The 11,421-nt window shown below is 53.1% G+C and carries 10 protein-coding genes and 1 rRNA gene (1 of these 11 running past the window's edge); all 11 read left to right on the plus strand.

Annotation, left to right across the window (positions count from 1 at the left end; genetic code table 11):
• Window positions 1-11 precede the first annotated feature (11 nt).
• Window positions 12-323, plus strand: a complete 312-nt coding sequence (rpmA, locus tag K2F33_RS15425) for a 50S ribosomal protein L27 (RefSeq protein ID WP_076174421.1) — start codon at window positions 12-14, stop codon at window positions 321-323.
• A 243-nt stretch (window positions 324-566) separates the two neighbouring features.
• Window positions 567-1,307, plus strand: a complete 741-nt coding sequence (locus K2F33_RS15430; protein ID WP_076174423.1) for a Spo0B domain-containing protein — start codon at window positions 567-569, stop codon at window positions 1,305-1,307.
• Window positions 1,308-1,320: 13 nt separating this feature from the next.
• Window positions 1,321-2,631: a GTPase ObgE gene (gene obgE / locus K2F33_RS15435; protein WP_145142027.1), complete on the plus strand. Its 1,311-nt coding sequence runs from the start codon at window positions 1,321-1,323 to the stop codon at window positions 2,629-2,631.
• A 206-nt stretch (window positions 2,632-2,837) separates the two neighbouring features.
• Complete coding sequence (locus tag K2F33_RS15440) at window positions 2,838-3,275, plus strand: ACT domain-containing protein (protein WP_076174428.1); 438 nt, start codon at window positions 2,838-2,840, stop codon at window positions 3,273-3,275.
• 62 nt (window positions 3,276-3,337) lie between these two features.
• Window positions 3,338-4,624 (plus strand): homoserine dehydrogenase, encoded by a 1,287-nt coding sequence (locus K2F33_RS15445; RefSeq protein ID WP_076174430.1) that lies wholly within the window; start codon window positions 3,338-3,340, stop codon window positions 4,622-4,624.
• 48 nt (window positions 4,625-4,672) lie between these two features.
• Window positions 4,673-5,743 (plus strand): threonine synthase, encoded by a 1,071-nt coding sequence (gene thrC, locus K2F33_RS15450; RefSeq protein ID WP_116234237.1) that lies wholly within the window; start codon window positions 4,673-4,675, stop codon window positions 5,741-5,743.
• Entirely contained in the window at window positions 5,740-6,699 is a 960-nt protein-coding gene (thrB, locus tag K2F33_RS15455) for a homoserine kinase (RefSeq protein WP_263882145.1), read from the plus strand. The genes thrC and thrB overlap by 4 nt, the downstream gene beginning before the upstream one ends.
• Window positions 6,700-6,703: 4 nt before the next feature.
• Window positions 6,704-7,600 carry a prephenate dehydratase gene (gene pheA, locus K2F33_RS15460; protein ID WP_263882146.1) on the plus strand — a complete coding sequence of 299 codons (897 nt, stop codon included), beginning with the start codon at window positions 6,704-6,706 and terminating at the stop codon, window positions 7,598-7,600.
• A gap of 3 nt (window positions 7,601-7,603) precedes the next feature.
• Window positions 7,604-8,488, plus strand: a complete 885-nt coding sequence (ilvE, locus tag K2F33_RS15465; protein ID WP_076174439.1) for a branched-chain-amino-acid transaminase — start codon at window positions 7,604-7,606, stop codon at window positions 8,486-8,488.
• A gap of 168 nt (window positions 8,489-8,656) precedes the next feature.
• Window positions 8,657-10,705 (plus strand): LysM peptidoglycan-binding domain-containing protein, encoded by a 2,049-nt coding sequence (locus tag K2F33_RS15470; RefSeq protein WP_263882147.1) that lies wholly within the window; start codon window positions 8,657-8,659, stop codon window positions 10,703-10,705.
• 549 nt (window positions 10,706-11,254) lie between these two features.
• Window positions 11,255-11,421, plus strand: a 16S ribosomal RNA gene (locus tag K2F33_RS15475); it runs 1,386 nt beyond the window's last position.

Raw genomic sequence — 11,421 nt, forward strand, 5'->3', positions numbered from 1 at the left:
GAGGAGACAACATGTTAAAGCTGAATCTTCAATTGTTCGCTTCGAAAAAAGGTGTTGGTTCCACAAAGAACGGACGCGACAGCCAAGCGAAACGTCTCGGCGTTAAGCGTGCTGACGGCCAAACCGTTACTGGCGGAAGCATCTTGGTTCGCCAACGCGGAACGAAAATTCATCCTGGTACGAACGTGGGCATCGGCAAAGACGACACTCTGTTTGCTAAAGTGGACGGCGTTGTGAAATTCGAACGTTGGGGCCGCGACCGCAAGAAAGTGAGCGTTTATCCTGTGGATGTCGCTCCTGTAGCGGCAGCAGTAGAAGCTTAATTGTCTGCGAACGCAGAATGAACAAGAAGCCTCCGGCAATGCTTGCCGGGGGCTCTTTTTGAATTAAAACATATTCTTGGGAGCCCCCCTGCAAATCAGCTGAATATGCGTTGGAGCAAAAGCCCCACTTGGTGGGGTTATTTTGTAGGCTGTGTATTATTGATATGAACATAACTGGACAATTATGGTATACTGGGCAATGATGTTAACTATCTCATGTGTGGGACGGGGACGGGGAGTGCTATGAGATTTGGGAAGAGCATAATGGCCGCTGCGGTCATTTCAATCGTGATTCCGTTAGTATTTATATACCGTGGTGGCTCGTGGATTTGGTACATGATCCTTCCGCTGTGGATATTAGCGGTGCTTTTTCTCGGATATGCGCAGATACGCCGGAGTACTTCGCGTCATCATGATGCCGTAGTCCGCAGTCTGGAGCAGACGGCCATCCGGACGCTCAACCATCACCGCCATGACTGGATGAATGATTTGCAAATTTTGTATGGTTATATCAAGCTCGGAAAAAGTGATAAAGCGGTTCAATGTGTGGAAAGAATAAAGGAACAGATGGCTGTCGAAAGCAAAATAGCCAAGCTGGGCATTCCTTCGCTTATTTTCTACCTTCAGTCTTTTCGCAGCACCAGCAGCAATTTGGAGCTGGACGTTCACGTGGATGACCAGATGACGCTGATCAACAACCTCAGCCAGGAAGAAGGGGCCAATCTGGCCTTGGCCGTCATCCAAACGATCCGGGCATATCAATACAGCAGCAAGTCTTCGCGGGGCGAGTCCCGCAAACTGTTCCTGAGCCTTTATGAGGAAGGCTCGGAGCTGATCGTAAGGTTTGAGGAAGAAGGTTCCCTTGGGGACCCGGAACTGCTTCGGCAGCAAATATATAATGTGGTACAAGGCAAGAAAATGAAAGCAGAGCAGATCGATCCGACTCAGGCTTCATTTGAATTGCGCGTGCCGTGTGGAGCATGAGGAAGGTGAAGTCATGTTTGTAGATAAAGCGAAAGTCTATGTCAAAGGCGGCGACGGTGGTGACGGCCTGGTGGCTTTCCGCCGGGAGAAATACGTGCCGGAAGGCGGGCCTGCCGGCGGTGACGGCGGCAGGGGCGGAGATGTCATCTTCCGTGTGGACGAAGGTCTGCGCACGCTGATGGATTTCAGATACCAGCGCCATTTCAAAGCCCAACGCGGCGAGAAGGGCCGCAATAAGAGCCAGCATGGCGCAGGGGCGGAGGACATGATCGTCCGCATTCCGCCGGGTACCGTGCTGATTGACGATGATACGGGCGAAGTCATTGCCGACTTGACGCGTCATGGACAGCAGGTGGTCGTTGCCAAAGGCGGCCGCGGCGGTAGAGGCAACATCCGTTTTGCCACCCCGAACAACCCGGCTCCCGAGCTCGCCGAGCACGGGGAGGAAGGCCAGGAACGGTATGTGGTGATGGAGCTGAAAGTGATGGCCGACGTCGGTCTGGTCGGCTTCCCGAGCGTAGGGAAGTCCACGCTCTTGTCGGTCGTTTCCGGTGCGAGACCGAAAATCGGGGCGTACCACTTTACGACGATTACGCCGAACCTCGGCGTCGTGGAGGTCGCGGAAGGCCGGAGCTTCGTCATGGCCGATCTGCCGGGATTGATCGAGGGTGCTCATGAAGGGGTCGGCCTCGGGCATGAGTTTCTCCGCCACGTGGAACGGACCCGCGTCATTATCCATGTGGTGGATATGGCGGGATCCGAGGGACGGGATCCATACGAGGACTGGGTCAAAATTAACGACGAGCTGAAGCTGTACAACGCCAACCTGGCCGAACGTCCGCAAATCGTAGCAGCGAACAAAATGGATATGCCGGAAGCGCAAGACAACCTGGCCGAATTCCGTGAAAAAGTCGCCAAGGACAGACCTGATCTGGAGATCATGCCGATCTCCTCGCTGACCCGGCAAGGCGTTCAGGAGCTGCTCTACCGTGCGGCAGATCTGCTGGACCAGATTCCTGTGGAAGCCGCGCTGGAAGAAGTACCCGAAATCACCGAAAGAAAAGTGTACAAGCTGGATAAGACCGAGGACAACTCGTTCACCATTACGAGAGACAACGAGGCTTATGTGGTCCACAGTGTCAAAATTGAGCGCCTGCTCAAACGCATGCAGATGAACTCGCATGAAGCGATTCTGAAACTTGCGCGGACGATGCGCCATATGGGGATCGACGATGAGCTTCGCAAACGCGGTGCCGTTGAGGGCACCATTGTGAGAATCGGCGATTTTGAATTCGAGTTTGTAGAAGGCAGCAGCTACTATTAAACATACAAGAACCGGACACCGTATATTTCGTATACGGCGTCCGGTTTTTTGTTGCAGCCCCTTTTGTTTCTGACATTTTACGTTACATGGCGGGCAATTTTTTGTATGATGGAGATTAAAAAGGCGTCGGACTATTGACCGTCAGGCAAGGGTTCCTATATAATGTCCACTATATGAATACATCAGTCTTTGAGGAGAGGACGTTCGTGAAAGAACGCTATTATTTGGTCCGGGAAGACATTTTGCCGGAAGCCGTTGTCAAGACGATGCAGGTGAAACAGCTGCTAGCGGCCGGGGACGCGAAGACGGTTCATGAAGCCGTGGAACAAGTCGGGCTGAGCCGCAGCGCTTTTTATAAATACAAAGATGGAATCCACCTGATCAACCAGTTGGAGCGCGAGCGGATCGTGACGATTTCTATCGATATGGAGCACCGGGCGGGCATGCTGTCGAAAGTGCTGAGCACGGTGGCCGGTTATGGCGGAAACGTGCTGACGATCCACCAGAGCATTCCTTTGCAGGGGATGGCGAACGTGGTGATATCCGTCGAAGTGACGCGGCTTGGCGACGAGCTTGGGGACATGCTGGAAGGCATGCGCGACGTAGCGGGAGTGAAGCGGGCGAATTTGATCGGACAGGGGTAAGTCCGTGCCTGGTGTCATAGAAGACAAAGAATGTTATTTGGAGATTCACGGGAGGTATGAGAATGAAGCCGGTTAAAGTTGGATTGTTGGGTCTGGGCACGGTCGGTACGGGGGTCGTCAGGATCGTGGAAGGCCATCAGGAGGATTTGAGCAGCCAGGTGGGCTCTCCGGTCGTCATCGAAAGGATCGCGGTGAAGAACTCCGGAAAAACGCGCAGCGTGGCCGTTGATCAAGGCAAATTGACGGAAGATCCGTGGGATGTCATCCGTGACCCGGAAATCGACGTCATCGTCGAAGTGATGGGCGGTATTGATGAGACGAAGTCCTACATTTTGGAGGCGCTGGAGCGCGGCAAGCATATCGTCACGGCCAACAAGGACCTGATGGCGCTGCACGGAGCGGAGATTTTGGCCAAGGCTCAGGAGAAGCAGTGCGACGTTTTCTATGAGGCGAGTGTGGCGGGAGGCATTCCGATTATCCGGACGCTGATCGAAGGATTTTCTTCGGACCGCATCTTGAAAATCATGGGGATCGTGAACGGTACCACCAACTATATTTTGAGCAAAATGAGCCAAGAAGGCGCGTCCTATGAGGATGTGCTGGAAGAAGCGCAAAAACTGGGCTATGCCGAAGCCGACCCGACCTCCGATGTCGAAGGCTTGGACGCCGCTCGCAAGATGGCGATTCTGGGCACGCTCGGCTTCCGCTCCAACATCGAGCTGAAGGACGTCAGCGTGCGCGGCATCTCGCAGGTGACCAAGGAAGACATTACGTATGCCAAACGCCTTGGCTACGAAATGAAGCTGCTTGGCATTGCTGACCGGCAGGACGATCATTTCAGCATCAGCGTTCAGCCGACAATGGTGCGCAAAGGGCACCCGATCGCCGCTGTGAACGGCGTCTTCAATGCCGTATACGTGTACGGTGAAGCGGTCGGCGAGACGATGTTCTACGGCGCCGGCGCCGGCGAAATGCCGACGGCTACCTCCGTTGTGGCCGACCTGATGGCGGTCATCAAAAACCTTAGACTGGGCGTCAACGGCCTGAAAGCGATCGTTCCTTACAAGCCGAAGAAGCTGAAGACCGATGAACAGATCAGTTACAAAAACTTTATCCTGCTTCATGTTGACGACAAAGCCGGTGTTCTCGCCAAAATTACGCAGGTGTTCGCCGAATTCGGAGTCAGCCTGGAATCGGTCGTACAGCAGCCGAACGAGCACAATCCCGAAGCGGAGATCATCATCGTGACACATCAAGCCAACAAAGCGAGCATGGATAAGGTGCTTCAGCATTTTGAAGGGCTGGACGTCATCCGCAGAATCAAGAGCGTATACCGGGTTGAGGGGTAACCCCGCCCATTCAAATAACTACCTCGAATACAGAAAAGGAGTTTTACGATGCCATACCAAGGTTTACTGCAAACGTACAAGGAATATTTACCCGTGAACGACAATACGCCTCTCCTGACGCTGAAGGAAGGCAACACCCCGCTGATCCGCGCCGAAAATTTGTCAGAGGAGCTTGGACTCGATCTTTATTTTAAATATGAAGGGCTGAATCCGACCGGTTCGTTCAAAGACCGCGGCATGGTCATGGCTGTTGCTAAGGCTATGGAGGAAGGCAGCCGTACGATCATGTGTGCCTCCACGGGCAACACCTCGGCTGCAGCGGCGGCCTACGCGGCGCGCGGCGGCTTGAACTGCATCGTTCTCATCCCGAACAACAACATTGCCCTCGGCAAGCTGGCACAGGCCATGATTTACGGTGCCAAGGTCATTGCCATTGAAGGCAACTTTGACCGTGCCCTGGAGATCGTGCGCGACATTACGGCCAAGCATCCGATTACACTTGTAAACTCCGTCAATCCGTTCCGCATTGAAGGGCAAAAGACGGCCGCATTCGAAGTGGTGGACCAGCTGGGCAAAGCGCCGGATGTGCTGGCCATTCCTGTAGGCAACGCAGGCAATATCTCCGCGTACTGGAAAGGCTTCAAGGAATACCACGCTGCCGGCAAAGCCTCCTCGCTGCCGCGCATGGTCGGCTTCGAAGCCGAAGGAGCGATGGCTATCGTGAAGGGCGAGCCGATTCTCGAGCCGGAAACGGTCGCAACCGCCATCCGGATCGGCAATCCGGCCAGCTGGAAGACCGCTGTCGCTGCTGCTGAGGAATCCAACGGTCAGATCAATTACGTCACTGACGATGAGATTCTGAGCGCATATCGCACCATTGCAGCACGTGAGGGCGTCTTTGCCGAGCCGGCTTCCGCCGCATCGGTAGCAGGGGTGTACAAGCTGAAGCGCGAAGGATTTTTCAAAGGTGGGGAGACGGTTGTCTGCGTCCTGACCGGAAACGGACTGAAGGACCCGAACGTGGCGCTGAAAACGGTCAACGCTGAGCCTATCGTCGTTCCGGATACGGAGGAAGCCGTTATGGAAGCGATCGCGAAGCTGGAAGAGGAGCGGGTATGATTCAGCCTGACGGGGTACGGGTGAAAATTCCTGCCAGTACCGCGAATCTCGGACCGGGCTTTGACACGCTGGGCATGGCCTTGTCGCTGTACGCCTGGATCGAGATGAAGGAAGCGGAGCAGACCGTATTTCATTTGTACGGAGACGAAATGCAGGGAATTCCCCGGGATAAAAGTAATCTTTTGTATCAAGTCGCGCAGCAGGTGTTCGAGCGGGCGGGAGTGCATGTGCCCGAGCTCGAAATATCCATGTATTCCGACATCCCGTTGACCCGTGGGCTCGGAAGCAGCGCCACGGCGATTGTCGGGGCATTGGCTGCGGCCAACGCACTCATCGGGTCACCGCTGAGCAAAGCGGAGTTGTTTGATATGGCCACAGGGATTGAGGACCATCCCGATAATGTCGGGGCTTCTCTGTATGGCGGCATCATTACGGCGATTTGGGACGGTGTTCATGCCGAATGCATCCGCTTCGATCCGCCTGAAGATCTGGAAGTGCTGGTCGTCGTCCCGGATTTTGAGCTGCAGACTTCGGAGGCCAGGAAAGTTTTACCAGATCATATCAGCCGTAAGGATGCAGTGTATAATGTAAGTCGGGCCTCTTTTTTGGTCGGAGCGCTGGCCAGCGGCCGGATGGACCTCATCGGCAAAGCGATGTCGGACCGTCTGCACCAGCCGTACCGGGCTCCCCTCATTCCGGGCATGACCCGGATTTTGGAGGAAGCGGGGAATCACGGCGCGCTTGGCGTTGCGCTGAGCGGTGCGGGTCCTACGCTGCTCGCTTTGGTGGACCGCCAACAATCCAGAAAGAACGAACTGGAAGCCTTCCTCCTGAATACGATGAGGGCTGAGGGCATCAACGCATCCGCCAAATGGCTGCTTCCCGACGTGGAAGGAGTCGTTGAGATTTCCGGGATGCCGTCCCGTTCATTTATGGATATGGTAAAGGGGAAGTAAGCGCATGAAACGAATTGCATTATTGCCGGAAGGGTCGGTGTCGCACGAGGCCGTCGCGTATTTGCTCGGGGATGAGCCGGTGGAGCTGGTCTATCATAAGCTGATTTCCGACGTATTTTTGTCGACGGCCCAGGGAAAAACCGATTATAGCGTCATTCCGATTGAGAACACGATTGAGGGCTCGGTAAGCCTGCATATGGACTGGTTGGTGAATGAAGTCGACATTCCGATGCGGGTGGAGTGGGTTTATCCGTCGATCCAGAATTTGATCGGTGACCGCAAGGAGTTTATGTCCGAGTCAGGGGAGATCGATTACAGCCGGATCGAGAAAATTTTGTCTCATCCTGTAGCCACAGCCCAATGCCAGCAGTTTATCCGCCAGCATGCTCCGCAGGCTGAGCTGATCAACGCAGGCAGCACAACCGAAGCCGTGGGCATCGTCAAAGCCAATCCGGGCAAAGGCTGGGCCGCCATCGGCACAACACTCGGAGCGGCTACTCACGGGCTCGACGTGCTGGCCAAACGCATTACCGATCATGACAACAATTTTACCCGGTTCGTACTGATCGGCCATCAGGAACTTCCGCCGCTCAACCGGCCGGTAGAACAGCAAAAAACGAGCGTGCTGGTGACGCTGCCCGAGGATTTTGCGGGAGCGCTGCATCAGGTGCTTGCAGCCTTTGCTTGGAGGCGTTTGAATTTGTCGCGGATTGAATCCAGACCAACCAAGAAGAAGCTGGGAAGCTATTACTTTTATATCGATGTGCTCGAATCCGTGGACTCGGTGCTGCTGACGGCGGCCTTCGGCGAGATCGAAGCGCTGGGCTGCCAGGTACGCGTGCTGGGATCTTACCCGAGCTTTACTTATCAGGATCAGGAACAAAATTCGGAGGTGCGGTAACAGATGTCAGAACAGTGGATTTACTTAGATGGAGAATTTGTAACGAAAGAAAACGCGAAAGTTTCGGTGTTTGATCACGGCTTCCTGTATGGGGACGGCATTTTTGAAGGAATCCGAATCTATGAGGGCAACATTTTCAAATGCAAAGAGCACCTGGACCGCCTGTATGATTCCGCCAAATCGATCGATTTGGTCATCCCGCTGTCCTTCGAGGAAATGCGCGACGCCATGGCGGAAACGATTCGCCGGAATGATATGCGCAACGGGTATATCCGTTTGATCGTATCGCGCGGTGTGGGGAACCTGGGCCTGGATCCGAGACGCTGCCCGAAGCCAACCGTTCTTATTATTGTGGAGCAGCTGGCGATTTATTCGGAGGAAGCCTATTTGAACGGACTGAGAGCAGTCTCGGTATCGCAGCGCCGTAACCTGCCTGATGCACTGAATCCGAAGATTAAGTCCCTGAACTACCTGAACAACATTTTGGTCAAAATCCAGTCGAATTTCGCGGAAGCAGACGAGGCAATCATGCTGAATGCGCAGGGATATGTGACCGAAGGCTCAGGCGACAACATTTTCCTCGTTAAAAACGGTGTCGTCTACACTCCTCCTTGCTACCTTGGAGCGCTGGAAGGCATTACGCGCATGGCGATTATCGAGCTCTGTGAGAAGCTGGGCTACAAGCTGAAGGAAGAACCGTTCAGCATGCACGACGTGTACATTGCCGACGAAGTATTCTTTACCGGAACCGCTGCCGAAGTCATCGCCGCCCGCGAAATCGACGGACGCGTCATCGGACAGGGACAGGCTGGACCGGTCACTTTGAAGCTTCTTGAAGAATTCCGGAAAATCGTTACGCAAGACGGCTACAAAGTTTGGGAATCCTGATTCCGACAGCCTTTTTATGACCTGTTTTTCTCTAAAATCCTTTCACGATCTTCTTCGTGGAAGGATTTTTTTGTCTAAAGGGATGTCATCCGCCTATCCCCTGCATAAGATGTAGTAACGAATGGAGGCGAACCCACGCCTACAAGAAGTTTAGGAGGTATTTGCCGCGTGAAAATACACATGGTCAAAAGTGGCGACACATTATATGAGCTTTCGAAAAAATACGGCGTTCCTTTGCAAAAAATTATCGACGCCAACCCGCAAATCTCCGATCCAAACCAGCTAACGGTCGGACAGAAAGTCAAAATTCCTGCGGAACCGATACAGGTTCCAAACAACGATCAAATCATCCATAAGCATGTCGTCAAGCAGGGAGACAGCCTTTGGAAATTGTCCAAAGCCTGGGGTGTGACGCTCAAGGATATGATCGACGCCAACCCGCAGCTCAAAAATCCGAACGCGCTCCTTGTGGGGGAAGTGGTCAACATTCCTAAAGTCGGTGGCGTCACAGCTGAGAGTGTAGACGGGAATGCGAATGCCAAAACGATCCCCGGCAACAAAACATATACCGGTCCCAAAGAAGAACTGACGGCACCGATAGAGGAGAATGTGGAGCCGGAAGAGGCGGAAAAACCGAATAAAGAAGAGCTCACCGCGCCTATGGAAGAAAATAAGGAAGAGAACAATGCCCAGGTGCTGCCGCAGCAGCTTCCCGAGCTGCCAAACATACCGTCTCCACCCCCTCTCCCCAACCTGTCGATGAACCAGGAAATGCCGGAAATGACCTCGCCGAATTACACCTTTCCAAACGTGATGCCCATAGCGGAAAACCAGCCTAACGTCATGCCTGCTGCCGAAAACCAGCCTAATGTGATGCCTATCATGGAGAACCAACCTAATATCATGCCTGCGGTGGAAAATCAACCGAACGTGATGCCGGCAGCCGAGAAGAAGCCGACCTACAGCAAAGAGACCATTTACAGCGAAGTTACGCATAACCTCTTTATTCAGTACCCGGGTCCCGTGCACGAAGTGGCTTCCTATCACGACATGCCGAATGCCGAGAACGCAAACCTGCAGCACGCCATGCAAGAAAACAAGCAGAAAACACCTTATTATCCGGGAATCGTTCAGGGTACCGAGTATGAACCGGGTCCCAACGCTTATCCGACAGGTGTGTCCCCTGCCTATGCGCCGCATTGGGAAAATCACGAGCATCCGGTCGCTTATGAGCCCATCCATGTGGGGCCGGCCCATTACCAGCCAAATGAGGCGTTTCCGCACAGTGTAGAGCCGGCGTTTTATCATCCGGTACACGCTGGAATTGCGCCGTATAGTCCATGTGGCTGCCAAGGAGTGGTATCCCCGTATTCGGGAGTAGATCCATTCTACGCTCAGCCTTATAGTGAGCCGATAGCAGCATATCCAAACGCGAATGCCATGTTTCCGAATACTCAAGTAAGTCCGGCAGCAGCCTATCCGAACCAAATGCCAATGGTATCCCCGGCCGAAGCTTATCCGAACCAAATGCCGATGGTATCTCCGGCCGAAGCTTATCCGAACCAAATGCCAATGGTATCCCCGGCAGAAGCTTATCCGAATCAAATGCCGATGGTATCCCCGGCAGAAGCTTATCCGAATCAAATGCCGATGGTATCCCCGGCAGCGGCCTATCCAAATCAAATGCCGATGGTATCTCCGGCGGAAGCTTATCCGAATCACATGCCGATGGTATCTCCAGCCGAAGCTTATCCGAATTATGCACCGATGACTCATTTTCCAGAAGTGGATCCGGCATACGCCTATCCGCATCATGCTTATCCCACTCCATATGATTGGTGCTACCCGTCACCTTATGGAATGGGGTTTCCCTCGACGCTGGGAGCCTATGAGCATGCAGGGCCCAACGCCCCTTTTGTAGGGGCCGCTGAGAACGCGGCGTACTGGGACCGTAACCCGGCGCCTGCCTACCCAGCCCCGATTGGGGAAGAGGAGACCCAAGCGACAGCTACCATCAATGAGGCGGCGGTCCATGAGACATCCGAGGTAGAGGATTCTGAGCCTGCGGCTGATGAGACTACATCCAAGACGGTAAAAACGCTCAGCGACCCGAAGGATAAAGCGAAGGTTAATAAATCGAAAGCTCCCGCCGCCAAAAAGGAAAGAAAAAGCACAGCTGCTGACAGACCGCGTAAAAACCCATGGATTAATGGATGATAGCAGGTCAATTTGAGCAGAAGCAGGCATTTCGAGGTGATCGCCGGAATGCCTGCTTCTAATTGAATTCAAGGTTCGTATCATTTGTAACCATTCTTCAGCAAGAGCATTTCCGTTTAATGGCAGTTTGAACTCTATGAATGCTGTATTAATTTTATAAAAGAACTAGTATGAATATATGAAAAAGATGCTTGAAATATGCTAGAATTTATTTTGTTGTGGGTAAAAGTATAGTATGAAGATTCGATGGAATATTTTGTGTGTTGCGACAGTAGTGAGAACTGTGATAAATTATAAGTCCGGCCGAGTTAACGAGTTAGCAGGTCGGAGAAAATGAGATTTGATAGAAAAAACTTCTTCGAATAAAAGTCTTGCAAATATATCGAGTCTGTGATATATTATGAGAGTTGCTGCTGAAACATCAGGCGGTAACGAAACGAAGTTTGATCTTTGAAAACTGAACAACGAGTGAGTATAAACGCGATGGTCTTATGACCGGAGCGATTGAGATTAAATCAATCTCGTCAGATTCAAAATGAGCTACAAACTTTCTTGGAGAGTTTGATCCTGGCTCAGGACGAACGCTGGCGGCGTGCCTAATACATGCAAGTCGAGCGGACTTGATGGAGAGCTTGCTCTCCTGATGGTTAGCGGCGGACGGGTGAGTAACACGTAGGCAACCTGCCTGCAAGACCGGGATAACCCACGGAAACGTG

The organism is Paenibacillus sp. PSB04 (genome assembly GCF_025809195.1).
GTDB classification, from domain to species: domain Bacteria; phylum Bacillota; class Bacilli; order Paenibacillales; family Paenibacillaceae; genus Paenibacillus_AQ; species Paenibacillus_AQ favisporus.

Coding starts and splice junctions, on each gene's coding strand:
- rpmA (WP_076174421.1), top strand. CDS start 12: ATGTTAAAGCTGAATCTTCAATTGTTCGCTTCGAAAAAAGGTGTTGGT.
- K2F33_RS15430 (WP_076174423.1), top strand. CDS start 567: ATGAGATTTGGGAAGAGCATAATGGCCGCTGCGGTCATTTCAATCGTG.
- obgE (WP_145142027.1), top strand. CDS start 1,321: ATGTTTGTAGATAAAGCGAAAGTCTATGTCAAAGGCGGCGACGGTGGT.
- K2F33_RS15445 (WP_076174430.1), top strand. CDS start 3,338: ATGAAGCCGGTTAAAGTTGGATTGTTGGGTCTGGGCACGGTCGGTACG.
- thrC (WP_116234237.1), top strand. CDS start 4,673: ATGCCATACCAAGGTTTACTGCAAACGTACAAGGAATATTTACCCGTG.
- thrB (WP_263882145.1), top strand. CDS start 5,740: ATGATTCAGCCTGACGGGGTACGGGTGAAAATTCCTGCCAGTACCGCG.
- pheA (WP_263882146.1), top strand. CDS start 6,704: ATGAAACGAATTGCATTATTGCCGGAAGGGTCGGTGTCGCACGAGGCC.
- ilvE (WP_076174439.1), top strand. CDS start 7,604: ATGTCAGAACAGTGGATTTACTTAGATGGAGAATTTGTAACGAAAGAA.